Origin of the sequence: Paraburkholderia megapolitana, assembly GCF_007556815.1 — a bacterium.
Classification (GTDB): Bacteria; Pseudomonadota; Gammaproteobacteria; order Burkholderiales; family Burkholderiaceae; genus Paraburkholderia; species Paraburkholderia megapolitana.
Genome location: NZ_CP041745.1, coordinates 3,382,501 through 3,400,520 on the forward strand (window position 1 = coordinate 3,382,501; position 18,020 = coordinate 3,400,520).

Sequence of the window (18,020 nt, forward strand, 5' to 3'; positions counted from 1 at the left end):
GTACGGGACGCGGGGCGTAGAACGCGCATTATCCCATCTTTCGCGATAGCACCCTGTGAAGCGGAAGCGACCCGAACGCGGCTCGCAGCGCCGATCGGCGGTAAAATCGCGGTTTCCCTCCTACCCCCCTCCTTCCACGGTCCCCGACGATGAACGACACCACGAAACGCCCCAGCGGCCGCCGCCCCGATCAGCTGCGCGATGTGCGCATCACGCGCCACTACACGAAGCACGCGGAAGGCTCGGTGCTCGTCGAATTCGGCGACACGAAAGTGATCTGCACCGCGAGCATCGCCGAGCAGGTGCCCGGCTTTCTGCGCGATCGCGGCCAAGGCTGGCTCACGGCCGAATACGGCATGCTGCCGCGCGCGACGCATACGCGCAGCGACCGTGAAGCCGCACGCGGCAAACAGACCGGGCGTACGCAGGAAATCCAGCGGTTGATCGGCCGGGCGCTGCGCTCGGTGTTCGATCTCGAACGGCTGGGCGCGCGCACGCTGCACATTGATTGCGATGTGATCCAGGCTGACGGCGGCACGCGTACTGCGAGCATCACCGGTGCATTCGTCGCTGCGCACGACGCGGTCGCCAAACTGCTTACGACAGGCCGTATCGAAAGCTCACCGATCACCGACTACGTCGCCGCGATTTCGGTCGGCGTGTATGACGGACTACCGGTGCTCGATCTCGACTACGACGAAGATTCCCAATGCGATACCGACATGAACGTCGTGATGACCGGCGATGGCGGTTTCGTCGAGATTCAGGGCACCGCGGAAGGCGTGCCGTTTTCCCGCGACGAAATGAATGCGCTGCTCGATCTCGCGCAAAGCGGTATTACGACGCTGATCGCGAAGCAAAAGGAAGCGCTGGAGATCAAGGGTGAGTGATCGTCAGACTCTCGCGACCACGGCGACAGCGAGTTCGCTGTCGAAAGTCGTGCTCGCGTCGAACAACCCGGGCAAGCTGCGCGAATTCGCGGCCCTGCTCGGCGCGGCGGGAATCGAGTTGATTCCGCAGGGCGCGCTCAATGTGCCCGAAGCGGAGGAGCCCTACCCGACGTTTGTCGAGAACGCGCTGACCAAGGCGCGACACGCAGCGCGACTGACCGGCCTGCCCGCACTCGCCGACGACTCCGGTCTGTGCGTGCGCGCGCTGCGCGGCGCGCCCGGTGTCTATTCGGCGCGCTACGCGCTGCTTGCCGGCGGTGAGAAAAGCGACGCGGCAAACAACGCGCATCTCATCGAACAGTTGAAGGACACGACCGATCGTCGTGCGTACTACTACTGCGTGCTCGCACTCGTACGTCACGAGAACGACCCTGAGCCGCTGATCGTCGAAGGTCGCTGGCACGGCGAAATGCTCGATGCGCCGCGTGGTTCGAACGGCTTCGGCTATGACCCGTTGTTCTTCCTGCCCACGCTCGACGCTACCGCGGCACAACTCGATCCGGCTGTGAAGAACGCGCAAAGCCATCGAGCGATCGCGTTGCAGCAGTTGCTCGCACGCTTGCGGGAGGAAGCATGAGCGCGGCATCGGCGGGGGCCGGCGTGATCCAGGCGTTCACCGCGCCGGGCAGCATTCGACTCACGTCGCTGCCGCCGCTTGCGCTGTACGTGCATTTTCCGTGGTGCGTTCGCAAGTGCCCGTACTGCGACTTCAATTCGCACGAATGGAAAGGCGATGCGTTCCCGGAGAACGATTATCTCGATGCGCTGCGCGCCGATCTCGAGCAGGCGTTGCCGCTCGTGTGGGGGCGCCAGGTGCACACGGTGTTTATCGGCGGGGGGACGCCCAGTTTGCTGTCGGCCGCGGGCCTCGACCGGCTGCTGTCGGATGTGCGGGCTCTATTGCCGCTCGACGCCGACGCTGAAATCACGCTCGAAGCAAACCCCGGCACGTTCGAAGCCGCGAAGTTCGCGCAGTTCAGGGCGAGCGGGGTGAATCGATTGTCGGTGGGGATCCAGAGCTTTAATGAAGCGCATCTGAAGGCACTCGGCCGGATTCACGACTCGACGCAGGCGCATCGCGCAGTCGAAGTCGCGGCGCACACCTTCGACAATTTCAATCTCGATCTGATGTTCGCGCTGCCGCAACAGACGCTTGCCGAATGTCAGACCGACATCGAGACAGCGCTCTCGTTTGCGCCGCCGCATCTGTCGCTGTACCACCTGACGCTCGAACCGAACACAATGTTCGCGAAGTACCCGCCCGCGCTTCCCGACGACGACGCATCCGCCGACATGCAGGAGTGGATACACGAGCGCACCGCCGCTGCAGGTTACGAGCGCTACGAAGTGTCCGCGTATGCGAAGCCGCATCGGCAGAGCAAACACAATCTGAACTACTGGCGGTTCGGCGATTACCTCGGCATCGGCGCAGGCGCGCATACGAAGCTGTCGTTTCCGAACCGGATCTTGCGGCAGATGCGCTACAAGCACCCGACCACCTTCATCGAGCATGCGAAGGCCGGTAAACCCGTTCATGAGGAACACGAAGTCGGACCACGCGACCTGCCGTTCGAGTTCATGTTGAACGCGCTGCGGCTGGTTGAAGGGTTTCCGGTGCATCGTTTCGTCGAGCGTACTGGCCTGACGATGACATCGATCGAAACCGCGTTAGGGGAAGCGGAAAGGCGTGGGCTGATTGCACGGGATCATCAGCACATCGCGCCGACGCCGCTTGGCCAGCGGTTTCTGAACGATCTTCAGGAGTTATTCTTGCAGGACGCATCGTAACGACTTGACCTCGGACCGGGCGCGATAGCGCCGTTCCAGGGTACAATCCGCGTCCCGGAGGTGTGGCAGAGTGGTTGAATGCACCGGTCTTGAAAACCGGCGAAGGGGCAACCCTTCCGTGAGTTCGAATCTCACCGCCTCCGCCAGATTTATCGTTCAAGCGCTCTCAAAAAATCGCCGCAGAACCAAACCCCACGGGGTGTTCTCGGCGAACCGATACTTTCACGATCCAGCTCGGTTCGTCTGCGCGCAAACACCGATCGCCGCCCTCAGGCAATCCATCCCCCATCCACCGTCAGACTTTCACCGGTGGTGTACCCCGCTTCCGGACTCGCCAGGTACGCCACCGCCGCCGCGATTTCTTCGGGCTTGCCGAAACGACCCACACTGGCGAGTCGCGTCATCGTTGCGTGATCTTCGGTACCTGGCTGCGGAGCCAGTTCGGTATCGATCGGACCCGGCTGAACTGCATTGACGGTCACACCATACTTCCCAAGCTCGCGCGAAAGACCGCGTGTAAAACCTCGAATGGCGAATTTCGACGCGATGTAAAGCGTGACGCCAGGCAACGGCGCGGCTTCGCCGAAAGCGGAACCCACATTGATAATGCGTCCCCAGCCCGTCGCGATCATGCGTTTCGCCGCGTCCTTCGCCAGTTCGATCGGGGCGCGTACGTTGAGATTGAAATGCGTGTCGTACGACGTTTCCGACGAATCTAGGAACGGCCCATATTCGACCGTACCCGCGTTGTTGACGAGAATGTCGAGCCGACCTTCGAACTTGCCGCCGAACACGCCATTCACCGCATCGATCAGTGCCGTCACCCCCTCGGGCTTCGACAGATTGGCGCCGACCGCTTCGGCCTCGCCTCCCGCATCGCGGATTGCCTTGACCACCGCCTCCGCGCGTTCCGGACTCGATGCGTAGTGGACGACGACCGCTGCGCCGTCGCGCGCGAGACGGGTCGCGATTGCAGCACCGATGCCGCGGGAAGAGCCGGTGACGAGTGCGAGTTTGCCTTTCAGAGCTTGCGTCATGATGACCTCGATAGTGAGTGTTGAACGGTCCGCTCACGTGTCCGAAGCAGGACTGGCGGACTACTGCATGGGTGCCAATGCGTTCATGCACTGGTTGATGCGTATCGTCCGCTCGCGCTGGGATGCGCGGTAGTCATCGGCGAGGAATAGGTGCTATTCCTCGGCTGTTCGCTTTGCTGGGTGCCCGGCTATCAAGAATGGAAGTTCGCAGCCGGGTAATTGCTGTGTGGTGTTACCACCTGGTCGGCCGTTAGCCGTTGGGTACCAGTCGATCTTGTGTTTTTCAGAGAGGCGATTTGGCACGTCACTGAAGATAGGGCACAGGTCCCGCGTAAGAAACGAGCCACGGTGGCCGGGGGCGATTCCCTCGCAGCCTGGCTCACTTGCGCAGGCAGCCTGCCCCATACGATGAAGCGCATCGAAGGGACTGCACGATAAACCGCCCCCTCGACGGCACGCGATGCGGCCGCTCCCGGCCACATCGCATGATCCACGTTCGAGCCTGCTACGCCCCCGCCTTACGCTGCCCATAGAGCGTGATCCCGACACGCCGGTCCGGCTGCAGACACGCGATCACCGCAGCCGACTCTCCACCCGGACAATGCGTCACCGGCTGGCTCGACCCGACACCCTCCGCGTGTATCACCTGCGCATCGAGTCCACGATCGATCAGATACGCCCGCACCGTATCCGCCCGCGCAACCGACAGCGGACGGTTGATCGCATCCGAGCCAATCCGGTCGGTATGCCCGACTACATCGATACGCGTCACCCCATCTCGCGCACGGATCTTCTCCGCCACCGCATCCAGCTCCGCGCGCCCTTTGGGCAACATCGAAGCGAGGCTCGACTTGCCAAACGGAAACAGCGCTTCGCTCTGGATCGAGAACTCATCGAGCGCAACAGGCTTCGACACTTCCGTGACCACCGTCGTCTGCGCAGGCGCCGCCTTCAGGAAATCCGCACACGCCGGGTCTCGCCAGTACGTGCCGCTCACCCGCATGTGGCTGTCGTACTGCACCTGGTACTGGCACGACACCACCTCGTTGCCGCGCCGGAAGTCGAACAGGTAATTCCACACGTGATTGCCGACGAACCACTCGTGAAATTGCGGCGGCCCGATCAGGTCGTACAGCTGGTCCTTGTTCAGGCCCACCGCGACGTTGCGCAGGTTATCGATGTTGACGAACGTGCCGCCCGCGGGCGAGGCCGCCTGCGGGTTGGGAAACACGGGCGGAGACTGGGGTGCCGCACAGCCCGTTATGAGCAGGGCTGCCAGCACACTGAGGGAGAGAGCCGCAATCGATTGCATTTTCATGGTGTACCCGTTTTCCAAAGTGAGAAAGGCAGCGCGCGGAACCGCTCCGGCGCAGCCGCCCTGCTTACCATTGATAGCCCGCACCGATCACCGCGCCGTAGTCGTTGCGCGTATTGGTGGTGACCGCAGCCTTGTAGATCCAGTGGTTGTTCTCCGAGATCGTGGAGATACCGATCGCCTGACCCGACTGGCTGCGATAGATACTGCCCGCGATCGACACCATGCTCTTGCCGGGTCCCGACGGTTGCGGTAATCCAGCCACCGCCATCGCGCTTGCCGTGCCGCCATCCGCATCGCGCCGCAGGCCCTGGATCTGGGCGTCGGTGTAGGCGTTGGCGTTGCCGAGTGCAGCGTTCAGCTGGCCGACGTTGACACCATCGGTGGGTGCCGTGCCGGCGGCAACATTGGTGATCTGGCGCGGCGAATCGGCCGTGCCGATCGAGACGACGTTGCTGCGGCCGCCATCGTTACTGCCCGCACCGAGCGCCACCGAGTTGTTACCGGAGGCCGTCGAACCGTTCCCCACCGCGGTACTGCTCGAACCGGAGGCGACCGCGCCGTTACCGCCCGCCGACGAGTTCGAACCGGTCGACGAAGGCGCGGTCGTGGTGCCGGGCGTCGAAGGGAAGCCGCCGTTGCCACCGCTGTTGTTGACGATGTTCTGGATCTGCTGGGTGAGATTCTGGTCGACGGCCTGCAGCTGGCTGACGTTGACGGCGTCTGTCCCGGCCGATCCTGCAGCAACACCAGTGATCTTGCGGTTGCCGATGTTGACCTCACCCACCGATGACTGCGGGCTGCTCAGGCCGTAGGCGATGTAGTTCGACTGGGCGCCAACGGTAGTCACAGAACCTGCACCGATGGCCACGCTGTTCGCAAAGCTGGCGCTTGCACCGGAGCCCAGTGCCAACGCATCGGCGGCACTGCTGTTCGCACCCGAACCGACCGCCACGGCACCCGCCGCACTGGAAACAGAGTTCGCGCCCTGAGCGATCGATTGAGGACCGGTCGCATTCGCTCCGCTACCCAGTGCGATGGCATCGGCCTGCCCGGAATTCGCCGCCTGACCGATGGCTACGCCGCCCGGTGCCGTCTGCTGGACGATCGCGCCGTTGCCGATGCCGATACCGTTGTCGCCATTGACGACCGTCGTCGGACCCACGGCGATCGACTCCTGGCCTACTGCCAGTGAATCGGCGGCGGTCGAGTTGGCGTGGAAGTACAGCGTCGGTGTCACCGAGAACGCCTGAAGCGCACCGGTCAGTTGCCGGACCGTCACCGCATCGTGTGCGCTGGTACCGTCCGCGACGTTGATGAGTTGCCGGTACGTGGCGCCGGTCGTGCTGCCGAACGACACCGCGCCGAGCAGCGTCTCATCGGACGTATTGAACGGAACCGTGTGGGTGCCGGCCGGAATCGTGCCGCTGCCTGCTGCGATGGTGCGGTCGGAGACAGAGCCTGAACCAATCGCGACGCTGCCGTCGATCGAAGCGGTCGTCTGCGCGCCAAGCGCCATGGCGTTAGCCGTTGTCGCCTGCGCGCCGGTGCCGGCTGCGAAGGCATCCGTGGCGCTCGCCACGGCCTGCGGACCGACGGCGATGCTGTCCGTCCCCGTTGCCTGACTGTCGGCGAGCGTCGAGTCCGCGTGGAAGTACTTGATGCCCGCGCCATTGCTGATGTTCGAGATGGCGGTTGTGTTGGCATCCACCTGCTCGTTGGTCGCGAAGAGCTGCGAGCCGTTCACGGCGTCCGTACTGGTTCCACTCAACTGCCCGGCCGCGACGTTCTGGATCTGCCGCTCCGCGCCTGCCGCGCCGACGCTCACCACGCCGGCCACTGTCGTACCCGCGAAGTTATAGGTGACGCCACCGATCACCGCACTGGGTGTCGATACGCCCGCGGTGGTCGTCGTATTGGCACCAAGCGCGACGGAATTGGCCTGCGTCGCCTGCGCGTTGCCGCCGATCGCTACCGAGTCAGCGCCGCTCGCGGTCGAGTCAGGATCGGTCGAATTCGCGTGGAAGTACTTGATACCCGCGCCGTTGTTGATGTTCGATATCGCGGTCGTGTTGGCCGTCACCTGCTGGTTGGTCGCAAAGAGCTGCGAGCCGTTCACGGCGTCCGTGCTGGTGCCGCTCAGCTGGCCTGCGGCGACGTTCTGGATCTGCCGGTCGAGCCCGGCTGCGCCGACGCTCACCACGCCGCCCACCGTCGCACCCGCGAAGTTATACGTGACGCCACCGATCACCGCACTGGGTGTGCCGACGCCCGCGGTGGTCGTCGAGTTCGCACCGAGGGCCACGCTGTTTGCAACACTGGTCGTCGCACCCGAGCCGAGCGCGAGGCCGCCGGTGGCCGCGGCCTGCACCACCGCGGTATCGCCGATCGCGATCGAACCTGCGACATTCGCCTGCGATGCGTTGCCGAGTGCTACCGATCCCTGCCCGGTCGCGACGTTCGTGTTGCCCAGTGCGATCGCACCATTGCCGTTGGCGGTGTTGGTCGCGCCCATTGCCACGGCGCCATTACCGGTGGCCGTATTCGGGTCACCAATTGCGACTGCACCGTTGCCGTTTGCGGTCTGTCCTTCGCCGAGTGCGACGGCGCCGGTGCCGCCCGTCACCTGCGAGTTATGGCCACCCGCGATGGAGCCGGTGCCCGATGCTGCGGTCACCGTGCTGGTGTCGCCGAATGCGACAGTCGATGCGGCAAGCGCCTTCGAGCCATTGCCGAACGCCGATGCATTCGTGGAGTTGGCAACGGTCGATGCGCCCAGCGACGTGCTCCCCACACCGGACGCGAGCGCGTTGACGCCAAGGGCCGACCCATTGTTCACGGCGGAACTGCCGCCGCCCAGCGCCACCCCGGCCGCGCCGGTCGCCTTGGAATTGATACCAGCGGCGATTGCATTGTCGGCGGTAGCCGTAGCACCAGGGCCCAGTGCCACTGCGGACGTCGCGGTCGCCAGAGCCAGGTCGCCGAGGGCGACGCTGAAATACCCGGTCGCCTTGGCAGAAGGGCCAATGGCGATCGAACCTGTTCCGGCGCCCGTTGCATTCGGGCCGAATGCCTGTGCGTAGATCTGGCTGGCGACACTGCCAAAGCCGATCGCGGTCGACTCATCTCCCGTAGCCTGCGTGCCTGATCCGGGTACACCAGCTGTTCCACCGCCTGCGCCGATGGCAATCGAGGCCGTGCCCGTGGAACCTGCATTCGTACCAATCGCCGTCGCCGAAGGACCGCCCGATGACGCACCGCTACCAACCGCCAGACCGCCAGCGGCCGCGGCCGACACCTGCGCCTGATTACCCACCGCAACCCCGCTCACACCCGCGGCAGTTGCCAGGTAACCCACTGCGGTGGCTTGCAGCGCCGACGCCACAGAGCTTCCGCCGACCGCCACGGTAAAATTCCCGTTTGCCGCGGCACCGCCGCCCAGCGCAAGACCGAACGAACCCGACGCGCTCGAATGCTCGCCGAATGCCATCGAAAAACCACCGGTTGCCGACGCGAATGCGCCAAGTGCCGTTGCACCTGACGCCGCGGTAGAGAGATAACCTACCGACGTCGCGAACTCATCCGACGCATCAGCATTGGTGCCAACCGCCGTGGCGAAATTGCCAACCGCCTGGCTATTGGTGCCCAGAGCAGTAGTGTTAAGGCCGGTCGCCGCTGCATTCTGCCCTACCGCAACCCCCAGGTTTCCCGCCGCATTTGAGCCTGATCCGACTGCCACCGAGTTCGCGCCCCCGGCCGAGCCGCCAGCCACTGCCTGCGCCACCGCTGCCCGCGGAATCAGGACACCTCCCGCAGACATCAACATGATCCCAACAGCGATAGCGCGTCGCCGGTCTACCCTGCTAGTCGACCCTCCGCGCTGGTCGACCGTGCCGGACGACGACCTCGACTTTCCTTTTCCCGCTGCGGTGTCTATCTCGGATACGGCGACAAAAGCGCCGCGCGTGCTGTTCCAGATCGAGCGATATACCTTGTTCATGTTTTTTTCCTGCCAGGCTGTAATCGACGTGTTCCATGCAATGCACCTGCTCACTGGCGGCCGTCTGCCAGCGGGCGTGCACGCCCGTCTCGCGTCTCCCTGAATCAACGCGAGCTTGTTTCCGGATAAACAACTTCAGTGCAAGTATTTTTCTGGCATGCGAATACACATCGAATCCAACAAATGAATTCTTATGTATCAGGCGCACGCACCCATCGAGGAATTCAGTGAACTTCCTCAATCGAAATAACTCAATTCAATTTATTCGCTACGCATTTCCATTCAAATTACCCACATGGTTCAGGCAAGAATGTGCTGAATCGTAGAGTAATGGATGGAAAGCAGAAAAACGGAGGGAACAATTTTGAACAATTGTCACGGAAAAGTGACAAATGAAAACACACACGCCGGCACAACAAGCGATTGAGCGCCTCGTGGCAGTTCACAAATGTTAAAAATGACTCGCCCTGTCGTATCTGGGCAGATTGAATTGACAAACGGATTCGAAGCTTGTAATTAGCAGGAGAGATCGCCCCGACAAACTATCCTATTAATCCGAAAGACGAGAATTCGTAAATAAAATCACACACCAGAGGGATGATTTAACAATCTGCCTTCTATTGATCCGTTGATATAACGATCAACCAGCCACCGACTGTTTCGGCAAAAGAAGCGTAAAAACAGACCCCTGCCCCACGCGACTTTCAACATGAATTTTCCCGCCAAGCGCATCGATGACACCTTTGACGAAGGCGAGCCCCAGGCCGTGGCCAGGACGGTCGCTATGCGCGTCGATGCGAGTGAACTCGGTAAACAGATTCGGGATTTGATCGGCGGGGATGCCGATGCCTTGATCGGCAATCGCCACTGTCTGGTATTGCTCGCATGCGCGGGCGTTCACCGTGATAGTCGCGTTCTCGGGTCCAAACTTGATGGCGTTGTCGATCAGATTGCCGACCGCGCGACGCAGCATCTGCGCATCGGCATCGATCAGGATGCCGGGCTCGGCGATCAGGTCGACCCGTGTGCGTTTGGCATTGGCATGAGGCCAGAAATCATCGATGGTGTCGTGGAGCAGGAACGCAAGATCGACCGTCGTCAGCGACAGCGTGCGTCTCTCCGCGCGAGCGAGCAACAGGAACTGATCCACTAGCGCGAGCGTCGATTCTGCGTACTGGCTCACCAGATCGATGAAGCGTGCTTCCGGCATCTCCATCGGCGCATGGCGTCGCTGCTCGATCAAGGTGAGTATCGCGGCCTGGGGAGAGCGAACGTCGTGGGAGAAAAAGCGTAGTGCGGTGTCCTGCTCACGTTCGGCGGCGAGCTTCTGTGTGACGTGCTGTTGTCGCGGATCGAGCGCATTAAGGCGGATGGGCGGTCCGCAGGCGAGCGCCAGCTCTCCCATTACGCTCTCCGCCTGCGGGCTCAGATAGCGCAGCGTTTCCCCCCGCCGACACCACGCCCAGACGGGATACGCCGCGATGCACATCGTCGCCGCGGCGGCCGGAAAGTAGAAAACGTGCGCTACTGCAAGCAGGACGAGCGATACAGCATACGTAGCCAGCACAAGCATTACGCAGGCAAACAATCCGGCGCGCGGTCCGAGCGCGAACAGTCCCACGCACACGAACGGCAACACGCACAGACTAAGTAGCAACTGACCGGTTTCCGACAGCGGGCTCACCAGCGATCCGCTCGCCATCCCGTAAGTGGCATCCGCGAGAAATGCAACATCGGTCAACGGAGATCGATCGCTACCCGCGATGACGAAGTGCGTGTCCGTCGTACCGGAAGTCGGACCGACGATAACGATCGCCCCGTCGAAAATAGATGCAGCCACGCGGCCCTGAAGCACATCGATCAACGAAAAAGTTGCGTGCGACGACTCACGTCCTATCGGCACATACCGGCGACATGCACCCGCCCCGTCGCGTGTCGGATTCGGGGATTCTTTGCATCGAGCCGGCGTCGCACCGGCAGCGCTCAGCAGCGCCTCGCTCATATGCATCGAGGTCGCGCCGGTAAACCGTTCGAGCCGATAGAAGCTGCGGGATGCACCGTCCACATCCGCGGATGTATCGGTTCGCGCGATCGCGAAGGCGGCCTCTCTGATCGGCGTAACCGGCGGGACAACATGCGTTCCCCCGGGTGTATCGACAAGCAGAACCGGCAGCACGACTCTCGCATTCCGCGTCATCGCCTTCGCGAGTTGATCGTCGCCGCCAGGATCGACTCTGCCTGCGTGCGGCATCGCAATGTCGAGTCCAACGGCAGACACGCCGGCGTCGGTCAGCCAGTCGATGAGTTCGGCATAGGCACCGCGCTTCACCGGCCATCCGCCCAGCGCATTGACGCTCGCATCGTCGATGGCGACGAGGACGATCTTCTTTGGTGCTGGCTGCTGCAGCAGTGGTTGCACAGCGTCGAAAAAAAACAGATCCGCGCCGCGCAATACCCGTGAAACGTCAAGCGCAACGCATAGCAACAGCAGGAAAACGCCGAACGCCAGCCACTCCTGCAGCATGCGACGATGACTGACGTCCGAATCGCGACCCAACCTCGACGTCCGCCTGCGAAGTCGCGGGTCGCTCGTCTGATCGGCGGAGCGCCCGGGCGCCGCGCCTGGTTCGCAGGTCAGTTGCACGGCAACACGTTCTGGTCTGACACGGCACTTCGGGGCGACTTCGACGGCACTTCTTCCAGCCGGTATCCGTGCGTGTAGACGGCGCTCAGCCGCAGACCGTTTTCAGGAGCGAGCGCCAGCTTCTGCCGCACGCGATAGACGTGGGTATCGAGCGTGCGTGACGCGGGGTCGAGCTCGCGCCCCCACGTGCTGATGCTAACCACCTTGCGCGACAGCAGCTTCCCCAGGTTGTTGAAGAACAGCGCGGTGAGATCGAACTCTTTCGGCGTGAGATCGATGCGCTCGCCGCGCAACGCGACTGTGCGGCCCAGCGGGTCGAGCGTGTAGTCGCCGGCGCGGATGTGATCGGTCCGTTCGAGGTCGTGTGTGACCCGGCGCAGCAGCGCGTTGACGCGCGCCGTCAGTTCCCCGACACGAAACGGTTTCACGAGATAGTCGTCGGCGCCGGCTTCCATCGCCAGAACGATGTCGTCGTCGAGGACCTTGTTCGTCAGGAACAGCACCGCGGGCACATCGCCGAGGTTGCGGCGAATCCAGTACAGCACTTCGAAGCCGCTCATCCTCGGCAGCAGCCAGTCCAGCACGACCAGATCTACCGGCTGCGACCTGAGAAGACGAACGGCTTCCTCGCCATCGCCAGCCTCGATGATGTCGTGCCCCAGCGGGCCGACGACTCTCACCGCCGCTTTGGCATGCACGGGGTCATCTTCGACAACTAGCACACGCATAAACGCCATCCGTTCTTCAGGACTGGTGCGGCACGACTTGATCGCTCAGGCGTAGTCCGTCGGGATTGCCCGTACCAATGAACGCAACGCAGCGCATGGCCGTCGTAACGCGCAAACTGGCACGACCCATCGGACAGCGAACCCATTTCATGACGCAGGTATGGCAACAGAAGACCGCAACGCTTTGATGTCAATGCACGCAGGTAGTACGCGACGTTACGGTCGCGAAACACGGGCAACACTCACGCTCGCCTCGATGCGAGGATGTTCAACAACGGAGACCAAGGTGGACGGGCGGCCGGCTTACGATGGGCCGTCGTGATGTTGCAGACCTGCGGAAATGGCGCGCGAAGGGGCCGATTGATGCAGGTGATGCGCTTCGGTTCGCGGGCTGTTCCACCAGCCTGCCGGTCCTGTGATGTCCATGGTTACGACCCTCTCCCATCTGCGCACGCGTTTGCACCATCGGCGCACCGGATCGGCGCACGTCTTTGTGGCGCTTACCGGTTTCTTTATCTCGGGAATCTCTCAAGCACTTGTTTTACTGATACTCGAACAAACAATTCTGCCGACTTTCGTGGTATTTCCCACTGCATCGCCGCCAAAAAAGCGTGTTAAGTGCCTGCCGGGACTTTGGCACAAGACTATTACTTTGTCCACATGAATGCTTACGATAAAGTCATCTATTGCAATATTTAATAATGTCTAATAGTTGGGCACATCGGCGTGCGACGACGCGCCTTCCAGCGCCCGCAGTGCCGGCGAGACATGACAGCTTGATGACGCCTGTGCAGCCATGTGGGCGAGGCGGACGGCCAGTTCGTAGCGTGGGGTGACGGGGGACTGCGATGAACGTAACGGCGATCGACAGCCTGTTGAATGAACTTCAATACTACGAATTTTTAATCGCATTACGAACGAAATCGACAAACAGCCGCTTGAATTCGCTGTCAATAGGCCATTCGGAAAACTCGAATACTGCTTTAAATCATGAATCAGCCATTCTGTAATGGCACATTCCAACCTGGCTTCAAAAAATGGGCGAAAAAAAAGCCGCAGACATCGCCGCGGCCCTATCAACATGCGTCCCGAGGGGTTACTGCTGAACGCGACTCCAATGTCCCACGAGCCGGAGCGTCATACAAGTTTCCATTTGTAATTTTGGTTTAGCGGACGTTTCAGGGCGTGCAAGCGGCATCGCAATCTAGGTATAAACCCTTAGCATGAGGTATCATGGCGGCCAAATATGGAAGCCATGCTCATGCCTCATCGTTATCAGCTACTCGAAAAGATCGCGTTCTCACTGGTCGTACTGTCCGCCGTCATGTGCTCGACCTTCATCGCTTACGAAAGCTCGCCGGAATTCCGCGGCGACCTCAAGGCGGGCAAGGATCTGATTGCGAAGAGCGGTCAGTATTCGTATGGATGTACGACCGTGCCCAGCGATCCCTGCGCGCAGTTGTCGCTCCAGTAAGCCTTCACTCGCGCACTCACGTCCGGGCGCCTGCGTCGCGCGGAGCCCGACCTCCGCTGCGGTACTCCACCGATTGCAAAGCGGCCTGTTTCGACTAGCATTCGAAGCACAGTCTGCCTGCAAGGCGTGCCGCCATGTTCCCGCGCTTTCGTTCCTGCATGACGCTCGCTTTCGCGCTGACAGCGACCGCCTGCACCTTCACCCCTCCCCAACGACCTACGCTGTCGATCCCGCTAGCCGCGATGAATAGCGCCACACTCGACCGCTATCGCGACGCGGTTGCGCGTCGCATCCAGGAGCGCAATCCATCGTATGTCCTGTCGGGCACCCCGCAGGCGATGCTGCGCTCGCTCGTCGTCGTTTCGTTCACCGTCGATCGCGACGGCCGCGTGCTCGCTTCATCGGTGTACCGCACCAACGGCGACGACGAAGCAGAAAGCACGGCGCTCAATTCGCTACGCCGTTCGGCACCGCTGCCACAGCCGCCCGCCAGACTACTCGACGGCCGTGGCCGGCTCGAGCTGATGGAAGACTGGCTCTTCAACGACGACGGTAAATTCCAGTTGCGTACGCTCGCCTCGCCGCAAGCGCAAACGATCGACTGACGTCACGCCATCCCGAAGCCGTTCGCGACCATTCACAGCGCGGCGCCACCCGATGTAAGCTGTCAGGCCGTCGCGGCCCGCTTGATACATCGCTGCACGCGCGCTTGCCCTAATGAACATAAAACGCTGCCGCCGCAGAAACATGCCTGCGCACAACCAGGCAGCATCACGACACCTGGAGATTTCGATGTCAACACCCCCGATTTCCACCGCGCAACCCGGCCAGTCCGAGTCGGCCGGGCAAAACAGCGCGTCGCGGGTCATCTTCGCGAGCTTCATCGGCACCGCGATCGAGTTCTACGATTTCTACGTTTATGCCACCGCCGCCGCGCTCGTGATCGGCCCGGTGTTCTTTCCGCACGGCTCGGCGACCGCTCAGGCGCTGTCCGCGTTCGTCACGTTCGGTATCGCCTTCATCGCGCGGCCGATCGGCTCGTTTCTGTTCGGCCATTTCGGCGACCGCATCGGCCGCAAGTCGACGCTCGTCGCGTCGCTGCTCGTCATGGGTCTGTCGACGACGTTGATCGGCTTCGTCCCCGGCTACGACTCGATCGGCAGTCTCGCGCCGATCCTGCTGTGCGTGCTGCGCTTCGGCCAGGGCATCGGACTTGGCGGCGAATGGGGCGGCGCCGCGCTGCTCGCCACCGAGAACGCGCCCGCCGGCAAGCGCGGCTGGTTCGGCATGTTTCCGCAACTCGGGCCGTCGGTCGGCTTTCTGGCATCGAACGGTCTGTTCTTCGGTCTCGCGCTCACGCTGTCGGACGAGCAGTTCCGTAGCTGGGGATGGCGCGTGCCGTTCCTCGTCAGCGCCGTGCTGGTTGCGCTCGGTCTTTATGTGCGGCTCAAGATCGCGGAGACGCCGGCCTTCCGCGCCGCCATCGAACGCAAGGAACGTGTGCGCGTGCCGATCGCCGAGCTGCTGTCGAAGCATGGCGGCCCCACACTGCTCGGCGCACTCGCAATGGTCGTCTGCTACACGCTGTTCTACATCTCGACGGTGTTCTCGCTGTCGTACGGTGTATCGACACTGCACTTCACGCGACCAGGCTTCCTCGGCCTGCTGTGCATCGCGGTGCTGTTCATGGCATTCGCGACGCCGATTTCCGCGTGGGCCAGCGACCGCTACGGCCGCAAGCCGGTGCTGATCGTCGGCATCGTTGCCGCGATCCTGTCGGGCTTCGCGATGGAGCCGCTGCTCGGTAGCGGTTCGGTGCCGCTCGTATTGCTGTTTCTCGTGATCGAGCTGTTCCTGATGGGCGTCACGTTCGCGCCGATGGGTGCGTTGTTGCCGGAACTGTTCCCGACCAACGTGCGCTACACGGGTGCCGGTGTGGCGTACAACCTCGGGGGGATTCTCGGGGCGTCGGTCGCGCCGTATATCGCTCAGGTGCTCGCCGCACGCGGTGGATTGTCGTGGGTGGGCGGATATGTGTCGGTGGCTGCGCTCGTCAGCCTGATCGGTGTGCTGTGCATGCGCGAAACTCGCGATGCACGTTTGATGTAAGGAACATTGCCAAAACACCGCGCGGCAGCGGAGTTTCCCCGCCTTGCGCGGTTTTTTGGCGTGCCTATACTAAAACGAGCTGAAAAAACGATCCCGAAACAGGAGGCACCCGTGGGCATTCAGATCAGCAACGCAGATATCGTGATGATCATTGCACTGGCATTGCTCGGTTCCCTGCTACTGGCAATCCGTTTCAAGCCGGTTACGTGGAAAGGCATTCTCGTCGAAGCGCTCGCGGCAAACATCGCAGCCATTGCCGCGGTCGTCGCGGTCGAAATGATGCTCGCCTAGCGGCAGCCTCGCGTTCGCGCGAATTCACGCAAATTCGCGCTGCACAAGATTGAATGGCGTCACGCGCGCTCGCGCGTGACGCCATTCTCATTAGCGGTAGTATCCGCCGCCACCGTACCCATGGTAATAGCCGCCACCGCCGTAGTAGCCCGGCCCTGGCACCACAATGCAGCCACCCAGCGCGGCTGTCAGCAGCGCGCCGGCAATCAAGGTTAGCGTCAAGCGTTTCACATCGTTCTCCCGTCGGGTCAGTATGATTCGATCGATCTCGCGATCTCGAATACTTCCGATTGAACACGACGCGATACTGCACGAACGTTGCAATTTGTAAGCGAACTCGCCCGCGATGTTACACAGAACGCATAAACCGGCCTTCCGCGGCTCATTTGTAGAAGAACAGCGACAGATTTAACAAGCGTGTAATGCGATCGGCCGTGCGAAACCGCGTTCGCCCATGTGAAAACGCACGCTTTACGCGTGCGTTCCGGTTCCGGTAGCGGAGAGAAAAACCGTTATGCCGCGGCGGCAGACGATGTGGCGCCGAGGGCAGTCGATGCCGGCGAAACAGGAGGCGCCGCGTGCACGTGATCGATGGCCTGCAGCGCTTCGTCGATGCTCGGCACCCGCCGGCCATCGCCGACCGACACCGAACGATACGGCGTGTGATTGCCGAAATGCTCCGCCGATGTCGCGATGAAAATCATCACTGCACGCTTCTGCAACGCATGCGCGAGGTGCACGAAGCCGGTGTCGACGCCGACCACGAGCTGGCAGTCCTGGATCAGTTGCGCGATGCCGGTCAACGTCATCTGCGGCAACAAGGTCGCAGACGGGACCTGCGCGACGATATCGGTGGCCTCGCTATGTTCGGCGAGCGATCCCCACGGCAGCACCACACGATAGCCGCGCCCGAGCAGATCGCGGGCAACCGCCGCCCAGTGCGAGGTCGGCCACTTCTTGTCGTCCTTCGATGCTGCATGGAAAAGGATGGCGAGCGGCGAGGCGTCGGGCTGCAGCGCATCCGCTGCAACGTTCGCGTGCGTGGCGCGCGGTACTTCCAGGTTATAGATCGGCGGATCTTCGAGCGTATAGCCGAGTGCGCGGCTCACGGTCTCGCGCATGCCCTGCCACGCGTTGGTGTCGTCGCCACACGGCGCGAAACGGCCCGTGTAGGCAAAGGCCGCGCCACGCTCGCCGAGGTCTTTGGCCTGATAGCCGAGCCGTCGCGACGAACGCGTGAGAAACGAAATGATGGCGCTCTTGTAGACGCCGTGAATATCGAGCACCACGTCGTAGTGCTCCGCGCGCAGTTCGGCGATCGATGCCCAGATCGCCTTGAAGTCGGCCCAGCGACGCGCTTTCTTGAAGCGGCGCAGCGGCGCACACAACACGCGGTCGGTGCCGACATTCCAGCGGGCAATTTCTGCAAAGGCTTCGTCAGCAGCCCAGTCGACTTTGACGCCGGGAAAGGCGCGTTTGAGATCGGCAACGACCGGTTGGGCCTGTATGACGTCGCCCATCGAGGTGACCTTGACGACAAGAATTCGCTTCATGGTGTTCCGTTACCGTAATCGGTCGCAGGCGTGATTTTATCCGACGATCCTTATACATCACAGGCCGGTAAATCACACGATACCCTTACAGCAACACAAGGGCGTTACCGGACGTTACTGCACTTGACATT

At 62.1% G+C, this 18,020-nt stretch carries 15 protein-coding genes and 1 tRNA gene; 9 read left to right on the forward strand and 7 right to left on the reverse strand.

All coding sequences use genetic code 11. The features are described from left to right. Positions 1-149 precede the first annotated feature (149 nt). From rph to FNZ07_RS28395, 4 genes are all read left to right on the forward strand, one after another. The gene (rph, locus tag FNZ07_RS28380; RefSeq protein WP_091011427.1) at positions 150-890 is read left to right on the forward strand and encodes a ribonuclease PH; all 741 of its coding nucleotides are present in this window, start codon (positions 150-152) and stop codon (positions 888-890) included. Next, on the forward strand, positions 883-1,527 hold the full coding sequence (rdgB, locus tag FNZ07_RS28385) for an RdgB/HAM1 family non-canonical purine NTP pyrophosphatase (RefSeq protein ID WP_091011426.1): 645 nt from the start codon (positions 883-885) through the stop codon (positions 1,525-1,527). The genes rph and rdgB overlap by 8 nt, the downstream gene beginning before the upstream one ends. Next, positions 1,524-2,738, forward strand: a complete 1,215-nt coding sequence (hemW, locus tag FNZ07_RS28390; protein WP_091011425.1) for a radical SAM family heme chaperone HemW — start codon at positions 1,524-1,526, stop codon at positions 2,736-2,738. The genes rdgB and hemW overlap by 4 nt, the downstream gene beginning before the upstream one ends. Before the next feature lie 56 nt (positions 2,739-2,794). Beyond that, positions 2,795-2,884 (forward strand) — tRNA-Ser (locus FNZ07_RS28395). 123 nt (positions 2,885-3,007) lie between these two features. Here the strand turns inward: FNZ07_RS28395 and FNZ07_RS28400 are convergent. Further along, positions 3,008-3,775 (reverse strand): SDR family NAD(P)-dependent oxidoreductase, encoded by a 768-nt coding sequence (locus tag FNZ07_RS28400; RefSeq protein WP_091011424.1) that lies wholly within the window; start codon positions 3,773-3,775, stop codon positions 3,008-3,010. Here FNZ07_RS28400 and FNZ07_RS34320 point away from each other — a divergent pair. Next, positions 3,774-3,908 (forward strand): hypothetical protein, encoded by a 135-nt coding sequence (locus FNZ07_RS34320; protein WP_281250536.1) that lies wholly within the window; start codon positions 3,774-3,776, stop codon positions 3,906-3,908. The genes FNZ07_RS28400 and FNZ07_RS34320 overlap by 2 nt on opposite strands. 372 nt (positions 3,909-4,280) lie before the next feature. Here the strand turns inward: FNZ07_RS34320 and FNZ07_RS28405 are convergent, their stop codons facing one another. From FNZ07_RS28405 to FNZ07_RS28420, 4 genes are all read right to left on the reverse strand, one after another. Beyond that, the gene (locus FNZ07_RS28405; RefSeq protein WP_091011423.1) at positions 4,281-5,093 is read right to left on the reverse strand and encodes an OmpA family protein; all 813 of its coding nucleotides are present in this window, start codon (positions 5,091-5,093) and stop codon (positions 4,281-4,283) included. Between the two features lie 64 nt (positions 5,094-5,157). Further along, positions 5,158-9,090, reverse strand: coding sequence for a YadA family autotransporter adhesin (locus FNZ07_RS28410; RefSeq protein WP_091011422.1), 3,933 nt, complete (start codon positions 9,088-9,090; stop codon positions 5,158-5,160). 640 nt (positions 9,091-9,730) lie between these two features. Then, the gene (locus FNZ07_RS28415; protein ID WP_245811456.1) at positions 9,731-11,647 is read right to left on the reverse strand and encodes a CHASE2 and HATPase_c domain-containing protein; all 1,917 of its coding nucleotides are present in this window, start codon (positions 11,645-11,647) and stop codon (positions 9,731-9,733) included. Between the two features lie 77 nt (positions 11,648-11,724). Beyond that, positions 11,725-12,462 (reverse strand): response regulator transcription factor, encoded by a 738-nt coding sequence (locus FNZ07_RS28420; RefSeq protein ID WP_091011640.1) that lies wholly within the window; start codon positions 12,460-12,462, stop codon positions 11,725-11,727. A gap of 1,261 nt (positions 12,463-13,723) precedes the next feature. Between FNZ07_RS28420 and FNZ07_RS28425 the strand changes: the two genes are divergently transcribed. From FNZ07_RS28425 to FNZ07_RS28440, 4 genes are all read left to right on the forward strand, one after another. Further along, complete coding sequence (locus FNZ07_RS28425) at positions 13,724-13,936, forward strand: hypothetical protein (protein WP_091011639.1); 213 nt, start codon at positions 13,724-13,726, stop codon at positions 13,934-13,936. Positions 13,937-14,070: 134 nt separating this feature from the next. Beyond that, positions 14,071-14,541 (forward strand): TonB family protein, encoded by a 471-nt coding sequence (locus FNZ07_RS28430; RefSeq protein WP_091011421.1) that lies wholly within the window; start codon positions 14,071-14,073, stop codon positions 14,539-14,541. Positions 14,542-14,728: 187 nt separating this feature from the next. Then, a complete protein-coding gene (locus tag FNZ07_RS28435) occupies positions 14,729-16,045 on the forward strand; it encodes an MFS transporter (protein WP_091011420.1) in 1,317 nt (438 codons plus the stop codon). A gap of 111 nt (positions 16,046-16,156) precedes the next feature. Further along, positions 16,157-16,336, forward strand: a complete 180-nt coding sequence (locus FNZ07_RS28440) for a hypothetical protein (protein ID WP_091011419.1) — start codon at positions 16,157-16,159, stop codon at positions 16,334-16,336. A 90-nt stretch (positions 16,337-16,426) separates the two neighbouring features. Here the strand turns inward: FNZ07_RS28440 and FNZ07_RS34325 are convergent, their stop codons facing one another. Together FNZ07_RS34325 and waaC are read right to left on the reverse strand one after the other, a co-directional pair. Beyond that, on the reverse strand, positions 16,427-16,558 hold the full coding sequence (locus tag FNZ07_RS34325) for a hypothetical protein (RefSeq protein WP_281250540.1): 132 nt from the start codon (positions 16,556-16,558) through the stop codon (positions 16,427-16,429). A gap of 290 nt (positions 16,559-16,848) precedes the next feature. Next, positions 16,849-17,889 (reverse strand): lipopolysaccharide heptosyltransferase I, encoded by a 1,041-nt coding sequence (waaC, locus tag FNZ07_RS28445; RefSeq protein ID WP_091011418.1) that lies wholly within the window; start codon positions 17,887-17,889, stop codon positions 16,849-16,851. Positions 17,890-18,020: the final 131 nt, after the last annotated feature.